We start from the raw sequence: 17,055 nt of genomic DNA on the forward strand, positions 1-17,055 counted from the left end.
TTCATCGACCCGGGATCGCCCTGGCAGAACGGGATCTGCGAATCGTTCAACGGCCGTTTCCGCGACGAATTCCTGTCCTGCGAGGTGTTTCATTCGCTGACCGAGGTGCAGGTCCTTACCGAGGACTGGCGCATCGAGTACAACAGTTACCGGCCACACGGATCGCTGGGTTTCCTCAGCCCCAACGCATTCCGTCAGCAATGGTCACCGACCGAGTTCGAGCAACAAATCCAACTCGCATAACCGGTGGACCTGCAACCGGGGCCCAGTCAAGGATGAGCAGACATCCCACATTCGGCTGTAGCGGACGTTCTTCACCGCACCAGGTTCCGGCCGCCGGCCGCCCGGTGCTGGCCGGTTCGGTCAGTGCGGTATGCGTGCGGCCTCAGGCGGTCATCGCAACACTTCATCGAGTGCTTGTGATGGTGTGCGGAATCCGAGGGTTTGTCGAGGGCGTCCGTTGAGTTCGTCAGCGATCGCATCCAGATCGGCTTGGCTGTAGGTGCGCAAATCCAGGTGACGGGGAAGGTATTGGCGGAGAAGACCGTTCGTGTTCTCGTTGCTGCCGCGCTGCCACGGACTCTTCGGATCGCAGAAAAAGACCGGGACACCAGTAGCAACGGTGAACGCGGCATGTTCGGCCATCTCGTGGCCTTGATCCCAGGTCAGGGTGCGCCGCAACGCGACCGGCAAGGTGACGATCTTCGCCGCCAAGGCCGGTGCGACCAGCTCGGCGCGGTGCCCGTCGGGCAGCGCCACCAGCATCACGAACCGGCTCGACCGCTCGACCAGCGTTGCGACCGGTGACATACCCCTGCCGAACAGCAGATCGCCCTCCCAATGACCAGGAACAGCCCGGTCATCGGCTTCGGCAGGTCGTTGGGAGATGTTCAAAACGCCGCGGCGTTGACCGCGGCCGTCGGGCTGGCGCGCGGTGCGGGGCCGGCGCATGGCGCGGTGAGTACGCAGGTAGCGGGTCAGTTCGTGGCGCAGTTCGCCGCGGGCCTGGACGAACAGTGTCCGGTAGATCGTCTCGTGCGACACACAACCCATGCTGGACTGTGGGTTTCGGGCCAGCCAGCCCGCGATCTGCTGCGGTGACCAGCGTTGGGTGAGTTTCTCGGTCACCACCTGCGCCAGTCGCGGATCCTGGGACAGCTTGGTCGGTTTCGGTCGCGCTGCCCGCGCCCAGGCCGCTCGGTCCGCGGGCAGCGCCCGGTAAGCGAAGCGACCGCCATGACCGGCGACTTCGCGGGAGATCGTGGACGGCGTCCGGCCCAAACCCTGGGCTATCGCGCGCAACGAGTCACCGGCGGCCAATCCGCGTGAGATCTCTTCTCGTTCAGCCAGACTCAGACGACGCTCGCTTCGGTGGCGCGGGGCGGGCCGGACTCCGCCGCAGCGTTTGAGTAGTTCGCGCACCGTCGAGGGATGCCGACGCATCTCCCGGGCAAGGACCTTGATCGCCTGCCCAGATCTCCACCGCCGCCACACCTCCTCGACTTGGGCTTCGGTCAACGGTGTTCTCTTCTCCGACAACGGTCTTGTCGAGGCCATCGCGCATCACATCCCGTTCCAACAGGCCAAACCCAGTGTTGCGCTAACCCATTGAGACCACAGGCAGTAGCGGATGTTCAGTGAGGCAGTGGGTTCGACGATCGGCCTTGGGGTATCAGCACTCTGACCAGGATTGGTGGGCAGTGGATCTGGTTGTGGTCGATCACACTCTTCCGCCACTGTCGGCGGCACTTCGATCTAGCTCGCGCTGAACGTATAACGCCCATTCGCGTGTCCGTTCGCGTCCGCTGTTTGTTGCTGCGGTCAGTACGGAGCGCCACGGCGGTGCAGTCAGGAGTAACCAACCAGTACCCAGTTCGCAGCGACTCCAATGTCGCCCAGTCCGGTGGAGAGAAGTCGGCGTGACCGTCCAGAAAGCGAGCGAGTGTCCACAACAAGCCATAGCGAGACAGGTTCGGCGCGAGCCGGGTTACGTGTGAGAGGTAGTCGGACAGGACCTGTTCGGAGTGGTCGTAGTGAAGAATGGTGCCGCTCATGCCCTGACTCCACACCAGGGTGGACAGAAGAGTCCCGGTGTGGTCGACGAGGTCCTCGTCGGCGTCCGGCTGTGCTATCGCTTCATGGAACGGTGCGGCTGCGGCCACTTTGTGGGCGAAGTAGCCGTTGAGGTAGTCGCCGTCGCAGGGCTTGCGGAGTAGCCACGGCTCGGCGGCGGGATCTCCGAGCCTGCAGATTGCTCCGACGAGATACACGCGGCCCCAGCCAGCAGCACGGTCGGCGAGCCAGATGAGGTTGGTCGTGGCATCGGGTAGCCGGGCAAGGGCCTTGGCGGACAGTGGACCGAAGGTGTTGGACAGCAGACCGATCGTCTGGATCAACGGAACGTCTTCTGCGGTACCGACTTCGGCGAGTATCGCTATGCCGAGCACTGTCGGCTCCGGGTCGGTGCTGGTGCGGGCTAGATGCCGACCGAGCTGGCGAACCTGGTCCGGGTCCGCGCGTCCGATCGCCTCGACAATCGCTGGGCTGGGGTGGATCGGAACGTTGTACTCGATGACCGTCCGATACAGCTGTGCAATGTCGCGATGCTGCGTCGGGGTGGCGAAGTAGTTGTCGATGAGCTGACTCGTGAGGGTGCCGTCGCTGTCGGATCTTTCGTCGTTGAGCTGGGAAACGTCCCGTTCGTCGGCGTTCGGGTAGGGCTTGCCGTCTGCAGGCAGTGGTACGTCCGGATATTGCCGGGCCAGGGCGACGGCATGGTCGTACAACGTGGTTTTGGGACCGGGCCGAGCCGAGTCGGAGAACGCGCTCACTGCGCGATGGAAAACTCGATTCTTTCGATCATGGGAGTCGATGGTGACAGGCGTTGACAGCCTTCGCAACTGGCCCGGCTGGAATCCGACTGTCGAGGCGGACCCGATGTCGACGACCGACCGTCACACCCGCCTTGGCGACCTCGATTGCTCGGACGGCCGCCTCAATATCAGCGTAAGGTGCTCTGTCCGTTGATCCTTCGAACCCTGCGTTAGACGCTTCGGTCAGCGCGACCAGTGGCATAGAAAGACGTTCTGTGCTTCGGGTGCTGATGAGCGGATACCACGAGTGGATTCGCCGAAGGCGGTCGGCTACCCTGCCTCGTCCCATTCGTCGCCGATGCATCCCTCGTCGTAAGCCCACCACCCGTCTCGTTCGCCTTGGCGGAGCAGACGTTTCACGGCGGACAGATCGGCATGCGGGGGAATACTGACGGCGACCATCCCGTATTGCTGAAGGCCCTCGTAGTTGGCTCCCAGTGACGCAAAGGTATCGATCACTTGCTGCAGGTCACCTGCCAATGGTCCTGAGCGGTAAGGGATTATGCGGATCGTGCAATTGCCCGACCACGACACGTGCTCCGTCATCCGCAGCAGGCCCGCGCTGTCGGCAGCGACCCGAATGATGTCACCGATGGCCAGCCCGCGGACAAACCAGGGGGTGTTGGCGAGTTCGACGAGTCCCGGCTCGGTCGAAGGGAGTGCCCACATGGATTCGGTACCTACGGGCGGCCAACCGTCCTCATCCACCTCGAGGTCGAAATGAACGCGAACATGGCTCGCCCTTTCCTCATGCGATTCGGTCTGCCGGTCGATCATCACCACAGAATGCACCATGCCCGGATGTTCGGCCGGACGTAGCGCCGGCTTTCATTCCAGGTCAGCGAACACGTCTTCACCGGGACGCCATACGTCCCAGCTCCTGTCGGGGAAGCCTGAAATCATCGCGATTTCGGGGCCAGTCAGTTCCTCGAGTGCCGGATGGATGGAGACCGCACCTATCCCGAACCGCACGACAAGTCCGAGGCCAACAGCTTCCTTGGTCGATACGACGGTCTGGCTGATGAAGGCGCACAACGTATCCCGATATCCGGCATCTCCTAGCGACCGAGTAATGCCGTCGGCGTGAACGGTCGGCCACACATAGCAGGTCAAGCGTGGGCCGTCGAAGTCGAACTGCAGGTAATCCCTGACGAACACCACCGAGGCAAGTTCGAGACCGACCAGGCGAGCGAGCAGCGAATCTCCGAGGGGGTCCATTGGCCTTCCTGGCGGGTGAACTCAGTGGGTTGAGCGGGTTGAACGAACGAACAATAGCCGCACCTGGCCGTACCGCTCGTACTGACTGCTACCTCACAACGGTCTGCGTGGTGCACACCGATCGGCAGTTGCATGTGCTCGGTCGGCCTCGGATCGGTATGGCCACTTGATCTTCCGGTGCCCCGCGCTGGCCGGTTCGGTCAGCGCGGTATGCGGCATGAGCGGATATTCGGTCGTGTGCCTGTTCGTATGTCTTTAGGGTCAGGGCCTGACCGGAATTCGCAGTCGCATCGAAAGGTTGTGCAACAGGTGACGGTTTTGCAGTGGAGCGAGGTCAAGAACTTCTTCGACCCCGACCTGATGGGTACGCTGCCGGACGTATACGTGCCGGGCACATCGGTCGAGGATTGGCAGGCGGTGTTCGACCTGGTTCGCTCGAAGGGGTGGGCATGGGAGTACTTCGAGGGTTTTGACAAGCGGCCGCTGCCATCTGCCGCGCAGGTCTTTTTGCACGCCGCCGATGCGGAGACCTTGATGCTGCGGGTCTGGCCTGTTCCCGACGTACAGGTGATCTTTCGTCCCTGGTCTCCCGACGAGATGGACTTCGATGTCGACCTTCGCGAGTTACAGGGCCAGGTCGGGGTGGACACTCTGTGCGATTTCCTCTGCACGATCGGCCGGCGGTTGGGCAAGCCTGTGTCCATGTGCTCAGAGTTCAGCACCGCCTCCACCCGTTTACCGGTACTCGGTTTCGACCCCGCCGCTGACCGTGTGGTGCTGCTGGCAGATCCAAAGCTCGAATGACGCCTTCCGTGTTCGAACCGGGCGCGAACACATGAATCTGCTGCAACCAGCACCCGCAATTCGGCATGATGGTGCGTTCGGCCGGCCTCGGATCGGCACAGCCCGTTGATCTTCCACCGCGATGCGCTGACCGGTTCGGTCAGCGCGGCATGCGGCATAGCGCGCACCGCCTGCGGCCGTATGGCACTCTGCCCGTTGATCTTCCGATGCCCCGTGTTGGCCGGTTTGGTCAGCGCGGTATGCGGCAGAATAGTGCGTTCGGAGCGATCTACCAGAAGGTCAGGCACCTTCCGGATTTTGCCCGCAATAGATTTACCAGCGTTGATTGGCTTGACCGTTGCACGGGTACGTGACGACCGGTGCCGGATCAGGGTTCGCCCCCTGAATATCGAGGCAGAAACCATTCAGATTGCTACGGATCTCCGCGCCATTCCTGTACCAGGCTTGATTGGCTTGACCGTTGCACGGGTACGTGACGACCGGTGCCGGATCAGGGTTCGCCCCCTGAATATCGAGACAGAAACCATTCATACCACTACGGATCTGCAGGCTGTCAGCTGACGCCGTAGACGACGCTAGAGTCAATGCGGTAATAGCCGCCAGCAATAGAATGACAGATCTACGAATGCCTTTCAGCACGTTCTCTTCCCCTCCAGTTGCAGCCCCACTGGCAGCAACTCCGGATGGAGGCTAGCACAGCCACCCGGCGCCGTCTCGGCAGTTTCTCCGAGCCCGAGAATTGACGAAAAGCCCTGCTGCGATACGCCTTCCGCCCCTCGAGTCCAGCGTCAGTGGGCCGTGGCTATGCGTCATGGCTTCTCAGTGCGATTGATCGGTGACGACGGGTACGACATTGAACACCGGAGTGCGCGAACGACATTCACCGATTGCCACCTTCGTGACACAGAGGCCCGATGATCCTGCCTCGCGTTCACAGCCTCAGCTATGCCGACTTCGTTTGGCGCACAGGTGATCTGCGGCACGCTTCTGCTTTGCGGTGTCTCGAACGGGTTGCCCTCAGCTGGGCGGCAGTGTCGGTGACCTGTTCGGCCGGTCATGCGTACAGCCTTAGCGAAGTGCCGGGTTTGTCCTCGTGAATTGGGTGGTCCGGGCTGAGCAGGTCGATAGGCGAGTGCGTTCGGTCGGCGATCGTTTTCGAACAGTTGTCGCGTCCAACTGTTGTCGAGCATCGTGCGAACCGTCGATAAGCGAACCCCAAGGTTTCGTTAACGCCGTCCTCGCAGAGTGGTCTTGTCAGGCGACGAAGGGAGAACACAGTGAAGGCACTCGCGAGCGCAGCCGTCCTCGGCGGAGTCATTGCGGCGGCGCTCATCGGATCGGCCGGGTCGGCGTCCGCGACGGCGACGCCGGTAGTGAACACCTGGTGTCCACACAGCGAGTTGATGCATCCGACGTGGGATGTGAACACCGGTGAACCTGTCATCTGCGTCAACACCGGGATCAGCGGGTACATGTGGGTTCCTGACGCCACCCGCTGATTCCCCCCCACTGCCGCGAATTCACGTGGCGACCTTTCTAGGCCATGCCGGTGGGCGAATCCGGCTGTGCCCCAGTCACCGAAGCGTCCAGCCGACGCAATCCGCAGCAGTGGCGGACGCCCGAAAAGCATATCCGCCGCCAGATCCATCGAGTGGCAGACCGGTAACTGGGCTGATCTCCCGGGCGGCAAGCCGCTCGGTCATCGGCATGTGCGGATGGTTGAGATGTCATGTGGCAGAAGCCATGTAGGCGGCCAGGATGTAGTTCGGATGCCGGTCGAGGTTGGTGCGGGCGCGGTAGTAGCGCATCGTGGTGCGTGGGTCGGCGTGCCGGGCCGCGATCTGGACATCGCGCAGATCCACACCGGCGTCGAGCATGGTGGTGACGAAGGTATGCCGGAGCATGTGCGGGTTCACCTTCGGTAGGCGTACCACCGATCGTTTGGCCAGGCGTCGCAGCCTGCGGGTGGCGCAGTGCCGGTCCATGCGTCGACCGCGCAGGTTGAGCAGGATCGGGCCGCGGACTCGGGTTTCGACGGCGCGGTCTATGGCTCGGCCGACCGCAGGCGGCAAAAGCACGAGCGCGATCTTCGTTCCCTTGCCGGCGGTGCGCAGTACGCGGTGGCCGCGTTCTTCGCCGAGATCGTCGACGTCGCACCGGCAGGCTTCGCTGATCCTCAACCCGAGCAAGCCCAGCATGGCGACCAGCGCGAAGTCCGGCGGGTTGTCCGAGTCGCGGGCGGCGCACAGCAGCGCCTCGAACTGCAAGTGTGAAAGCCCCAGTGTCGGTGACTCGTTCGATACTCGCGGTCGGCGTACGTACTCGGCCGGGGAGCGGTCCAGGACGCCGTCGATGACGCAGGTGCGGCAAAACCCTGCGACCACGGCTAAGCGGCGGGCGACGGTGGCGGGTTTGAAGCGGCGCACTTCCTGCATCCACCGCATATACCGCTCGACCTCGGTCCGCGCGACCGCGAGAGGGGTCAACTGCTGGTCAGTACACCAGTAGAAGTAAAGGCGCAGATCGGATTTGGTGTGGATACGTGACACCGCGGAGAAGCGGGCGAGGTAAGCCAGGGCGGCCAGCCGGAGCACGAGGTCGTCACCGGCGAACGTGACATCGAGGTCGGGTGGGGGAGCCATCCTTCACGATGCCGCTATCTGCGCGAACCGCCCGAGCCGACGCGCGGGACGCGGCAATACAGGACATTTGGATTGCCTTGCGCAAGGCATCGGCGCATACAGTAGGCGGGTGGCCCTCGCCGTGACTCTGGCCCACAGCAACGTCCTCGAACCTCCAGCCCGGCTTGGCCTTTGCCGCAATGCGTGCTGCTCTGCACGTGTAACTCCGGGTAGCATGTGGTGAAACGACTATGGAGGGGGACATCATGTCGTCGAACAGTCACCGAGAGCAGGCCGATGATCCACGCGCCCGGTGGCGCCGCCTGCCCGTCGAACCCGCCCAGTACGTCGAGGAGACCCATGTCGACGGGAGTTCGTCGAGCTACTCGGTGCCCACCGTCGACCCGACCCAGGACTTCATACGCCTCTACGGCCAGTGATGCGTCAGGCTGCCTACGGTAGGTAATCCGGGCCGTCGGATTTTCAATCCGACAGCGAAGTCGCGGACGGCCCAGGCGGGATTCATCAAGGGATCCCGGGGAGACGATTTCGAATCGCACGGCATTCGGCATGAGCGGACATTCCGCACCGCACCAGGTTCCGGCCGCCGGCGCCCCGCGCTGGCCGGTTCGGTCAGCGCGGTATGCGGCAATTCCGGATGCGCGTGGGTCGTCGCCTCTCCTAGCGAGCAACCGCTGTCTCACGAGAATGCACTGGCATACACACCATCTCGACGTCTCGTAACGTCAGCACATGCTCACGCCACCTGAGCGCCTGGGCAGGGTGAGCAGGGGCGGATTGTCGGGTGGGTCAGGGGGCGACGAACATGCCAGTGATCGCGTGAGAGAACGGGATGAGCAGCATCGACAGGATTGAGAAGAACAGGGCATAGCCGGCAGCGCGCTCATGTCTCCAGTGGCCGATGCCGCTGAACATGAATGCGGGAAGGACCAGAACCGGGCCGATGACGACCGACAGGGTTGACAGCACGATAGAGATGACCGAGCACGCCGGTGTCGCGACACTGTGCACCTTCCTGTTGTCCGCGTAGTCCGGATAGTGCCGAAGGTCAGCGTTGCGACGGAATGCCATGGCGGTGATCGTATGGGACACAACCTATTTGCGATGGCGACGCCCCGGCCTCCCCTCCTTATCGCCCCGAGGCCCCTCGACGGTTACCGACTGACCGGCCAGAACATAGCCCACCCCGATAGCTCGGCCCCGCGAGACGGGTCCGGCACACACGGCAGCACCACAGTGTCACAGCACCAAGGGCCGCCTCGGCTGAGAATGGGCCTGACAATCCACTAACGACGGAATCGGCAATAGCGGACGTTCTGCACCGCACCAGGTTCCGGCCGCCGGCACCCCGCGCTGGCCGGTTCGGTCAGCGCGGTATGCGGCATATGGTGCGTTCGAAGACCTTCGCCTTGTCGCACGACTGGGCTGCCCGATTGCGCTGAGTTGATGTCTGGCCGTGTCACTGCTCTGCGGGGCACGACCACCGCCTACGAGCGCAGCGCGGTCGACTCCGCGGAGACGGCCGACGCCCGGCTGGTGGTCGGATCCTGAATGCGTCCCTGAATGACGGCGAGCCGGATGAGCAGGGTCTGCGCGAAGGCGGCCTGCAGGGCGGCGCTGCCCCGCTGGACGGTGTACACAGTGAGCAGCGCTACGACACCGACGATTGTGTTGAAGACCGTCCGGTTGTGGGCGGTGTCCGCGCCCATGATCGTCTCGATGACGATGTCGTGGCTGTCGCCATAGGGAATGAACCTGCCCCAGAACCAGTACGTCAATCCACCCAGCGTCATTGCCCACCACACGATCGGCAGCACGAACGTGATGATCGCGATCGGTAGGTTGACGACGGTATATAACAGATCCAGCCAGCTCTGCCCCTGCCCGATCGGTGCGGTGATCCGACGGAACCACCCCGCCCCCTCCGGTGCCTCGGCGTAACGAGGCCGTGGTGCTGCCCTGCCTGTCAACTGCCGAAGGCGTACGCGCTCGATGTCGGCGAAACCGCGCGCGAGCAGCAGCGTCAGCGCGAGCAGCGGAATCCCGATGAAGATCACCGCTGTGCCGATGCTCGCCGCGAAAAGGGACACAAGGAGGCTGAAACTGACCAATGCAAGGGGCAATCCCAAGAATGTGTACGCGAAGTCGAGGCCCAAGCGCCGGATGATCGTCACGCAGACAACGCTAGGACCACACCCAGCGAGACCCCATCCAACCCTGGTAGGGGATCGGGCTACCCCCAGGGAGGGACGGCAATTGCCAGTATTCGCTGCGAGACCGCGCGACCAGCGGCAATTGAGTGCGTTTGCTGGCGACGTTGATCTTCGAGCCACTGCCGCGGCTGGTTCGAACCGCGTGGGCTGCGATAGCACAAGGGCGGGCTAGCGGTACGACCGGCTCACGAAACCGTCAGGGCGAACCAACACCGTCCCGTACGGCCAGCCATCCACGACGTGCACCGGAACATCGGCCTCCACATCGGGATCGGCCGTGAGTACACACCACTGCGATCCGACGAGATCCAGCGTGGACACCCCGTCGGCCACCCACATGTGCGGCAAGCGAGATCCCGGCGACCCGTCGAGGTCGAGGGCGACGTCCTCGGTGGAGGGGAGTTCCGCGCCGCCGTACCGGTAGCCGAGATGCACCACCGGCGCGTTGATCGCCCCCGCTGCCTTGCGCGCCGCCGCCATGTCCTTGCCCCAGTGCAGGGACGGATCGTTGAACCGCAGGCGCGCCTGCTCCATCGTCATGAGCGCCACCGGATGGCGTTCCGCGTGATAGGTGTCCAGCAGCTCGGGTCCGGCCTCACCGCGCATTACGTGCGCGAGCTTCCACGCCAGATTGTGCGCGTCTGCGATGCCGGCGTTCAACCCGAACGCGCCCAGTGGGGGAATCGCGTGCGCTGCGTCGCCCACCAGGAAGACCCGCCCGACGGAGAGCCGATCGGCCACCTGGCCGCGTCCCCGGAACCTCAGCACGCTGCGGATCCGCACCTCGATCGACGGGTCGCCGAGCGCGGTGCGGAGCAGGTCGGGAGTCGGTTCGGTGTCGGCGCGGGTGAGGAACACCCACTCGCGTACGCCGTCGACGGTCACCAGCAGGCCGGTCGCGTCCGGATGCTCGATATTGCACATTGCGAACGGCTTTCGCGGCCGCAGTTCCGCACCGAACAGGACACTCGTCGTCTCCTGACCGATCACACCGGGACCGGTGACGGCGATGCCGAGGATCTCCCGAACCCGGCTGCGCACACCGTCGGCGGCCACCAGATAGCGCGCCCGCACGACACGCCCGTCGGACAGGGTCGCCGTGACGCCGCCGGAATCCTGCTCGAACGAGTCGAGCGCCACGCCGAACTCCACCTCACCCGCCCTGGTGATCAGTACCCGGTCGAGCCGGTTCTGCGCGCAGGTGCCGCGGATCCGGGCCGGTGTGTAGGTGAACTCGGCCGCGGTTTTCGCCTTCCACTCAGCGCTTTCGGTGAAGTCGGCCTCGGCGAGCGTGCGCCCTCTGATCTTCCCCGCCCGCAAGTCGACCGCAGCCTCGTTGACCGCGTGATCCAGGCCGACCTCGCGCAGGATCTCCACCGACCGCGACCCGATGCCAGTGGCCCGGGGATGGGGCGACAGCTGCGGCTTCTCCTCGACGACGAGGGGTTTGACGCCGTGGTGGCGCAACAGCACCGCGAGCATCAGCCCGACGGATCCGCCGCCGACGATCAGAACATCCGCGGGTACAGTGTTCCCGTTCATGGGCACACTGTATCCATTTCTGTAGACTCCTGTCCATGTCGCTGATCTGGGACCGTGAGCCGTACCGGTCGAAAAGGCAGGCCCTGAGCGTGGAGCGCATCGTGGACGCGTCCGTCGCCATCGCCGACGCCGAGGGGCTCGATGCGCTGTCGATGCGCCGCGTCGCCGCCGAGCTGTCGACCGGCACGACCTCGCTCTACCGCTACGTGGACAGCCGCGACGACCTGCTCGACCTCATGGCCGATGCGGTACACGACGACCACGTGCCGCTGACGGGAGACTGGCGCGCCGACCTCGAGGCGTACGCCCACCACGAACGCGACCTGTGGCTACGACACCCCTGGCTAGCCCCCCTGCTGGCCACCCGACCATCGCTCGGCCCCAACTGGCTGCGCGGCCTGGAACACGCCCTCAGCGCAGCCGCCCCGCTGACCTCCGACATCGCCGACGCGGCCTCGGCCGTCGGGCTCATCAGGGACTACGTGCGCGGCGCGGTTATACGCGAACTCGCCGAGAAAGAGACCCAGCGGCGCACCGGTCAAACCGAGGACCAGTGGCGCGCCGCCGTCGCCCCCTACATGCGCAAGATCATCGAAAGCGGCGCATATCCCCGGGTTTCGCGCATGACCAAATCCGCCGACCCGAGCCCGGCCGAACAGTTCTCCTACGGCTTGCGCCGCATCCTCACCGGGATCGCGGACTCGCAGCAGACGGCAAAGTGATCACGAATGCACCGAGGCCGATCCCGCCCGAACGGGGAACCACCTATACGGCACACTGCATTCGGCATTACCGTGCACTGACGACATCCGGTCGGCGGGGTCAGATGCCCCCTGCCCGTTGATCTTCCACGCACCCGCGCTGGCCGGTTCGGTCAGCGCGGTATGCGGCAGAACAGAACGTTGGCTGATCAGCTCGTGCCCGACGTGATCGTAGAGCGTTACTGTGCCGGTCGCCGATAGTCAGGTGATCTCGCCAGATTCGCGAGATTCCTTTAATCACTTGCCAGATAGAAACGCGGCCGGGCGGCCCAACTCGGCGAAATCGGGCGCCCGACCGCGTAGCGGCGCGTAGGGACTGCCTATGCGGTTGTGCTGATCGGTTTGTCAGTGACCGGCGCGAACCAGTTCGTCATCGACCAACCGGAGCCGTCGGGCGAGATCCGAGACAAACACCCGTTCCGGATCGGCGGCGTCACGCATCCGCCGCCATTCCTCCAGACGCGGATACATCGCTCGAATCATCTCCGGCGTAGTGCGTGACTCCTTGGCGAAGTAGAGGCGGCCACCGGCGTCGAGCACTCGACGATCGAGATCGGCGCAGAACTCGCTCAGCCCTGCCTTCAACGGGAAATCGAGGCTCAGCATGAACCCCGGGTGCGGCCACGACAGTGGGGCCCGACTGCTCGGCCCCATGCGCTTGAAGACGTTGAGGAAGGACCGATGGCCCGAGTGAGCGAGGGCGCGCACTGCCTCGGCCAGTTGGTCTTCGGCGCCGTAGGGCATCGAGAACTGATACTGCAGAAACCCGCGTCGACCGTAGCCGCGGTTCCACTCCCCGAGCAGGTCCAGGGGATGAAGGAACTGCGTGATGTTCTGGATCAGGCCCCGGCCCTGCTTCGCGAACGTCCGGTGAGTGACCTCGCCGCCGATCCGGGTAGTCAGGTTGTTGACCATGCCATTGGGAAAGACATCAGGAACGGTAAACAGCTGCGGCGCATTGAAATGCAGCGGATTCTTGCGCAGTTTGGCTGGTAGCTGATCGACGGTGGCCAGGTTGCCGCGGCTGAACCCCGCACGACCGAGTTTCGCGCCGGTGCTGATCGTGTCGGGCACCGCCACCGAATACTCGTAGCCGTCGTCGGAGCCGCCGGTCAGGAGCTCCATCGTTTCGTCGAGATTATTGGTGCGGTCGCTGTCGACGAAGAAGTACGCGGTTTCGGTGTGCTTCATCTGGATTCGGGCACGCACAATGATGCCGGTAAGGCCCATCCCGCCCACGGTTGCCCAGAAGAGGTCTGTGTCGACGCCATCAGGTTCGATCGTGTGTACCGAGCCGTCGGCGGTCAGCAGGTCCATCGACAGCACGTGGTTGCCGAAACTGCCCTGGGAGTGGTGGTTCTTGCCATGAATATCCGAAGCGATCGCGCCACCGATGGTGACCTGCCGCGTGCCCGGCAGTACCGGAACCCACAGGCCGCGAGGCAGAGCGGCCCGCATCAACATGTCCAAGCTGACGCCGGCATCGACATCGACGACACAGCTATCCGGATCAATCGTGTGGATGCGGTCGAACGCGGTCATGTCGACAACGAGACCACCACCGTTCTGCGCCGGGTCCCCGTAGCTGCGCCCCAACCCTCGGGCGATGACACCACGCGGTCCCGCCTCACGGACTGCCTTCGCCACCGAGTCGATGTCCGGAGTAGAAAGCACCTGCGCGACAGTCGGTGCCGTGCGGCTCCAGCCAGCCAGCGGACGTTGATCGATCACCGATCCCCCTTTTGTGAAATGCACGTCCGCCACCGTAGCGGCTGATTACCGATCCTCGATACCAACCGGCTTCACCTGCCCGTTGGCCAGATGGCCTGAGCCACGCCAGTAGCTGATCTCCTTCGTCGACTGCCACAACTGAGAATCGACTCAGATTCTGTGGCCCACAGACCATCGTGTAATCGGCAGTAGCGGACGTTCCGCCGGCCTCGGATCGGCACGGCCAGTTTGATCTCCGATGCCCGGCGCTGGCCGGTTCGGTCAGCGCGGTATGCGGCATAGACAGTGCGTTTTGACGATCTTGTCTAACCAGTGTGGGACCGGCAGCGCGCATCAGACGGACAGGTCGGTTAGTGGTCGGCGACCGGGGTGTTCTGGCAGAAGGTGAGCAGCCAGCGGCCGTCCTCCTTGGTCATGCCGTACAGCGGCGAGCCCTGGGACTGAAGTTCATCGGCGTGGTTGAAGTACTGCTGGCGGACCTTGACCGCAGCCACGTCCGGTCGGATGAAGCGAATGAAGAAGGGCTCGTAGGTGGCGTAGCCATCCTTGGTCGCGCCGGGCAGTACGGCGCGGGTGAACTCGGAGATCTCGTTGAGCCCGTTGAGGAACTTGCCGCCGCCGGTGGTCCAGATGGCGTCGCGGTGGAACAGGGCGAGGAAGGCGTCGGCGTCCTCGGCGCGCTGCGCCTTGGCCACCGCGGCCACGACGGCGTGAATGGCGGCAACATCTTCGGTCTGATCGAGGTCTGTGGTTGTCATGCCGCTATCTTCGAACCCCAACCCCACTCGAGGTCAAATGGCCAAGATCGGTCGGTTCGGTTACGCCGCTGCAGCGATACATAATCGGCAATAGCGTGCACTGCCGACAGTTTGTTAGGCGCCCGGGATGCCCACGGCCCGTTGATCTTCCGAGTTGCCGCGCTGGCCGGTTCGGTCAGCGCGGCATGCGGCGATGTCGCGCTGATCGCTCACGGTCGATCTATGCGGTCGCGCTTCGGAGGATCGAGTTCAGCTCTTGGCGTATGGCGGTTGGTTTATGCGGCTGTACTTGTTGTTGCACAACGGTGCCCAATAGCCAGGACATCAGCATGCGCGCCGTTGCGGTGGGATCCTCGACGGGGAGCTGGGCGGTGATGTCGCTCAGTAGCGTGTGCATGTCGTCGAGGGTTGCCCCGACGGCGTCGGCGGATTTCCGGCGGCCGGTGTCGATCCAGTACTCGAACCACAGGAAAGCGGCGTTGGGCTGCTCGGCGAACGTCCTCAGGTAGGCGTCGACCACCGCCCACAACTTCTGGCCTGGATCGCTTTCGGCGTCGGCGGCCTGACGCAGAACCGTCACCATCGCGGTCACGTGGTCGCGCATGGCAAGGTCCACGAGCTCGTGGATGTCGTCGAAGTAGTAGTGCACCGCGCTCTTGGTGAGCGGGCTCGCCTCCGCCACCGAGCGCGCTGTACACGCGGCCAAACCATCACGCGCGAGAACCTGTTTGGCCGCGTCGATGATCTGCTCGCGCTTGCCGCGCCGGTTGGCCTCGATCACTGGTCTCGTCGCTGTCACGTCACCAATCTACCCATCCCGTTGCCAAGTTGGGACACTCGACCTAAAGTCAGGACGCATGTCCCAAGTTTTCGTTTTCCATGACGTCCGCACCACCGACCTCGACGCCTCGCGCCGCTTCTACTCCGAGCTGTTCGGCTGGCTGATCACAGAATCCGCCGCCGGCCCGGTGTTCGGGACCAGTGATGGCGTTTGGGGTGGGTTCACCCCGCTCGCCGCCGACGATTCGCGTCGCCCGCAATGGATTCCGTACGTGCCGGTGCCCGACGTGGAGGCTGCGGCGCAGCAGGCGGTCGCGCTCGGCGGGCGAATCGTCAAGCCCCGCATCGATCTGCCGCCTGGCTCGGTGGTTGTGATCGACGAGCCCGGCGGCGCGACGTTGGCACTGTGGCAGGCCGCAGACCAGTAGCCGCCGTGCGCCTGTGCTGCTCGCTGCGGCTATCGGCTGCGTGCACCGACCATGCTCGATATGCCGAACGACTCGGCTACCACGGGGCACTCCTGACAGCCAGTCGAGCAAATCTACCTCAGCCTTGAAAAGCGTTATGCCACTTGCCGAATACAATCTGAGTTCAGAGAAGGATGGGGCAGCACTTGACTTCGACCAGGTACGACGGAGACAGCTGGGATCTGGCATCCAGTGTCGGTGCGACCGCCACCATGGCCGCGGCGGCCCGGGCGATAGCAACCCGCACAGATCGGAGGCTCATCGACGACCCGTTCGCCGAACCGCTCGTGAAGGCGGTCGGTATCGAGCTTGCCACCCGGCTGGCAACCGGCGAGTTGGCCCCCGACGGCTTGGTCGAACAGGTTTGGATCGACCTGGCCAAGGTCCGTACCAAGTTCTACGACGAGTTCTTCCGTGAGGCGACGAACGCGGGCATCACGCAGGCCGTCATCCTGGCGTCGGGGCTGGACTCGCGCGCGTACCGGCTGCCCTGGTCGCCCGGAACCGTGGTGTATGAGGTCGACCAGCCGCGGGTCGTCGAATTCAAGACCCGCACACTGGCCGATTTGGGTGCTGCGCCCACCGCTGACCGTCGAGTGGCCGCTGTTGATCTGCGCGACGATTTGCCCACCGTACTGCGCACCGCCGGATTCGATCCGGCCCGGCCGACCGCATGGAGCGCCGAAGGCCTGCTGAGCTATCTGCCGCCCGAGGCGCAGGACCGCCTGCTCGACACCATCACCGAACTCAGCGCGCCGAAAAGCCGGATAGCCACCGAAAGCCGGCCCAACCCGCAACCAGGCCAAGAGGACAGGACGCAGCAGCGCCTGAACGGCCTCTCCGATCGCTGGCGTCTGCACGGTTTCGATCCAGACATGGCGCGGCTGCGATATTTCGGTGAACGCAACGAAGCCGCTCCCTACCTGACCGACTGCGGCTGGACGCTGAACGAAATCAGCGTCCGAGACCTGCTCGCCGCCAACAACCTTCCAGCACTGAAAGACGACGACATGCGCATGGGCGACATGCTCTACGTCAGAGGCGTCAGGAGGTAGCCGCTTGACCGGCCACGTCGTCGACGACCCCTGCGCGAGATCCTCGTCGGCGTGGGACTGTCGTTCTCCGACAAGGAACTCGACAAACTGGACAAGATTAGTTACTAGTCTCTGGTTGGCTTGTCGGTCATCGTGAACGAAACGGGCAACCAGCCTGTTCAGGCGAAGCAAACTACCGCTGCGGATCGTAACCGCCGAACACACGACATTC

General features: G+C 64.0%; 19 protein-coding genes. 7 read left to right on the top strand and 12 right to left on the bottom strand.

The genetic code is table 11. From position 1 onward, the window contains the following. Positions 1 to 243: transposase (locus tag ACFXHE_RS24105; protein WP_379386435.1), on the top strand; the 243-nt coding region annotated here is incomplete at its 5' end. 150 nt (positions 244 to 393) lie between these two features. Here ACFXHE_RS24105 and ACFXHE_RS24110 read toward each other — a convergent pair. The 4 genes from ACFXHE_RS24110 to ACFXHE_RS24125 form a co-directional block, all read right to left on the bottom strand. Then, a complete protein-coding gene (locus tag ACFXHE_RS24110; protein ID WP_379386437.1) occupies positions 394 to 1,557 on the bottom strand; it encodes an IS30 family transposase in 1,164 nt (387 codons plus the stop codon). Positions 1,558 to 1,634: 77 nt separating this feature from the next. Beyond that, entirely contained in the window at positions 1,635 to 2,831 is a 1,197-nt protein-coding gene (locus ACFXHE_RS24115) for a hypothetical protein (protein ID WP_379386439.1), read from the bottom strand. A 312-nt stretch (positions 2,832 to 3,143) separates the two neighbouring features. Next, the gene (locus ACFXHE_RS24120; RefSeq protein ID WP_379386441.1) at positions 3,144 to 3,668 is read right to left on the bottom strand and encodes a DUF4265 domain-containing protein; all 525 of its coding nucleotides are present in this window, start codon (positions 3,666 to 3,668) and stop codon (positions 3,144 to 3,146) included. Positions 3,669 to 3,701: 33 nt separating this feature from the next. Further along, on the bottom strand, positions 3,702 to 4,091 hold the full coding sequence (locus ACFXHE_RS24125) for a hypothetical protein (protein WP_379386443.1): 390 nt from the start codon (positions 4,089 to 4,091) through the stop codon (positions 3,702 to 3,704). A 309-nt stretch (positions 4,092 to 4,400) separates the two neighbouring features. On the opposite strand from ACFXHE_RS24125, the gene ACFXHE_RS24130 reads away from it, so the two are divergent. After that, a complete protein-coding gene (locus ACFXHE_RS24130; protein WP_379386445.1) occupies positions 4,401 to 4,895 on the top strand; it encodes a hypothetical protein in 495 nt (164 codons plus the stop codon). A 312-nt stretch (positions 4,896 to 5,207) separates the two neighbouring features. Here ACFXHE_RS24130 and ACFXHE_RS24135 read toward each other — a convergent pair whose 3' ends face one another. Continuing rightward, positions 5,208 to 5,534 carry a ricin-type beta-trefoil lectin domain protein gene (locus ACFXHE_RS24135; protein ID WP_379386447.1) on the bottom strand — a complete coding sequence of 109 codons (327 nt, stop codon included), beginning with the start codon at positions 5,532 to 5,534 and terminating at the stop codon, positions 5,208 to 5,210. A gap of 638 nt (positions 5,535 to 6,172) precedes the next feature. On the opposite strand from ACFXHE_RS24135, the gene ACFXHE_RS24140 reads away from it, so the two are divergent. Then, positions 6,173 to 6,394 (top strand): hypothetical protein, encoded by a 222-nt coding sequence (locus ACFXHE_RS24140; protein ID WP_379386449.1) that lies wholly within the window; start codon positions 6,173 to 6,175, stop codon positions 6,392 to 6,394. Positions 6,395 to 6,622: 228 nt separating this feature from the next. Here the strand turns inward: ACFXHE_RS24140 and ACFXHE_RS24145 are convergent, their stop codons facing one another. After that, entirely contained in the window at positions 6,623 to 7,489 is an 867-nt protein-coding gene (locus tag ACFXHE_RS24145) for a tyrosine-type recombinase/integrase (RefSeq protein ID WP_379386450.1), read from the bottom strand. A gap of 293 nt (positions 7,490 to 7,782) precedes the next feature. Between ACFXHE_RS24145 and ACFXHE_RS24150 the strand changes: the two genes are divergently transcribed. Beyond that, entirely contained in the window at positions 7,783 to 7,956 is a 174-nt protein-coding gene (locus ACFXHE_RS24150; protein WP_379386452.1) for a hypothetical protein, read from the top strand. Positions 7,957 to 8,326: 370 nt separating this feature from the next. Here ACFXHE_RS24150 and ACFXHE_RS24155 read toward each other — a convergent pair whose 3' ends face one another. From ACFXHE_RS24155 to ACFXHE_RS24165, 3 genes are all read right to left on the bottom strand, one after another. Then, the gene (locus ACFXHE_RS24155; protein ID WP_379386454.1) at positions 8,327 to 8,608 is read right to left on the bottom strand and encodes a hypothetical protein; all 282 of its coding nucleotides are present in this window, start codon (positions 8,606 to 8,608) and stop codon (positions 8,327 to 8,329) included. Positions 8,609 to 9,024: 416 nt separating this feature from the next. Beyond that, positions 9,025 to 9,711: a sensor domain-containing protein gene (locus ACFXHE_RS24160; RefSeq protein ID WP_379386456.1), complete on the bottom strand. Its 687-nt coding sequence runs from the start codon at positions 9,709 to 9,711 to the stop codon at positions 9,025 to 9,027. Positions 9,712 to 9,918: 207 nt separating this feature from the next. Next, a complete protein-coding gene (locus ACFXHE_RS24165; protein ID WP_379386458.1) occupies positions 9,919 to 11,292 on the bottom strand; it encodes an FAD-dependent monooxygenase in 1,374 nt (457 codons plus the stop codon). 35 nt (positions 11,293 to 11,327) lie between these two features. On the opposite strand from ACFXHE_RS24165, the gene ACFXHE_RS24170 reads away from it, so the two are divergent. Next, on the top strand, positions 11,328 to 12,014 hold the full coding sequence (locus tag ACFXHE_RS24170; protein ID WP_379386460.1) for a TetR/AcrR family transcriptional regulator: 687 nt from the start codon (positions 11,328 to 11,330) through the stop codon (positions 12,012 to 12,014). A gap of 384 nt (positions 12,015 to 12,398) precedes the next feature. Here the strand turns inward: ACFXHE_RS24170 and ACFXHE_RS24175 are convergent, their stop codons facing one another. The 3 genes from ACFXHE_RS24175 to ACFXHE_RS24185 all read right to left on the bottom strand — a co-directional run bounded on the left by ACFXHE_RS24175 (position 12,399) and on the right by ACFXHE_RS24185 (position 15,323). After that, positions 12,399 to 13,808 carry an FAD-binding protein gene (locus ACFXHE_RS24175; RefSeq protein WP_379386462.1) on the bottom strand — a complete coding sequence of 470 codons (1,410 nt, stop codon included), beginning with the start codon at positions 13,806 to 13,808 and terminating at the stop codon, positions 12,399 to 12,401. A 326-nt stretch (positions 13,809 to 14,134) separates the two neighbouring features. Further along, positions 14,135 to 14,542, bottom strand: a complete 408-nt coding sequence (locus ACFXHE_RS24180) for an SgcJ/EcaC family oxidoreductase (RefSeq protein WP_379386464.1) — start codon at positions 14,540 to 14,542, stop codon at positions 14,135 to 14,137. Between the two features lie 220 nt (positions 14,543 to 14,762). Beyond that, positions 14,763 to 15,323 carry a TetR/AcrR family transcriptional regulator gene (locus tag ACFXHE_RS24185; RefSeq protein WP_379386466.1) on the bottom strand — a complete coding sequence of 187 codons (561 nt, stop codon included), beginning with the start codon at positions 15,321 to 15,323 and terminating at the stop codon, positions 14,763 to 14,765. A gap of 76 nt (positions 15,324 to 15,399) precedes the next feature. Here ACFXHE_RS24185 and ACFXHE_RS24190 point away from each other — a divergent pair, with 76 nt between their 5' ends. Next, positions 15,400 to 15,750, top strand: a complete 351-nt coding sequence (locus ACFXHE_RS24190) for a VOC family protein (RefSeq protein ID WP_379386468.1) — start codon at positions 15,400 to 15,402, stop codon at positions 15,748 to 15,750. Between the two features lie 185 nt (positions 15,751 to 15,935). Then, positions 15,936 to 16,844: a class I SAM-dependent methyltransferase gene (locus tag ACFXHE_RS24195; protein WP_379386470.1), complete on the top strand. Its 909-nt coding sequence runs from the start codon at positions 15,936 to 15,938 to the stop codon at positions 16,842 to 16,844. Positions 16,845 to 17,055 lie beyond the last annotated feature (211 nt).

The sequence above is a fragment of the Nocardia sp. NPDC059229 genome (assembly GCF_042754165.1).
Taxonomy (GTDB): Bacteria; Actinomycetota; Actinomycetes; order Mycobacteriales; family Mycobacteriaceae; genus Nocardia.

Coding starts and splice junctions, on each gene's coding strand:
- ACFXHE_RS24110 (WP_379386437.1), bottom strand. CDS start 1,557: ATGGCCTCGACAAGACCGTTGTCGGAGAAGAGAACACCGTTGACCGAA.
- ACFXHE_RS24120 (WP_379386441.1), bottom strand. CDS start 3,668: ATGGTGCATTCTGTGGTGATGATCGACCGGCAGACCGAATCGCATGAG.
- ACFXHE_RS24125 (WP_379386443.1), bottom strand. CDS start 4,091: ATGGACCCCCTCGGAGATTCGCTGCTCGCTCGCCTGGTCGGTCTCGAA.
- ACFXHE_RS24150 (WP_379386452.1), top strand. CDS start 7,783: ATGTCGTCGAACAGTCACCGAGAGCAGGCCGATGATCCACGCGCCCGG.
- ACFXHE_RS24155 (WP_379386454.1), bottom strand. CDS start 8,608: ATGGCATTCCGTCGCAACGCTGACCTTCGGCACTATCCGGACTACGCG.
- ACFXHE_RS24165 (WP_379386458.1), bottom strand. CDS start 11,292: ATGAACGGGAACACTGTACCCGCGGATGTTCTGATCGTCGGCGGCGGA.
- ACFXHE_RS24170 (WP_379386460.1), top strand. CDS start 11,328: ATGTCGCTGATCTGGGACCGTGAGCCGTACCGGTCGAAAAGGCAGGCC.
- ACFXHE_RS24180 (WP_379386464.1), bottom strand. CDS start 14,542: ATGACAACCACAGACCTCGATCAGACCGAAGATGTTGCCGCCATTCAC.
- ACFXHE_RS24190 (WP_379386468.1), top strand. CDS start 15,400: ATGTCCCAAGTTTTCGTTTTCCATGACGTCCGCACCACCGACCTCGAC.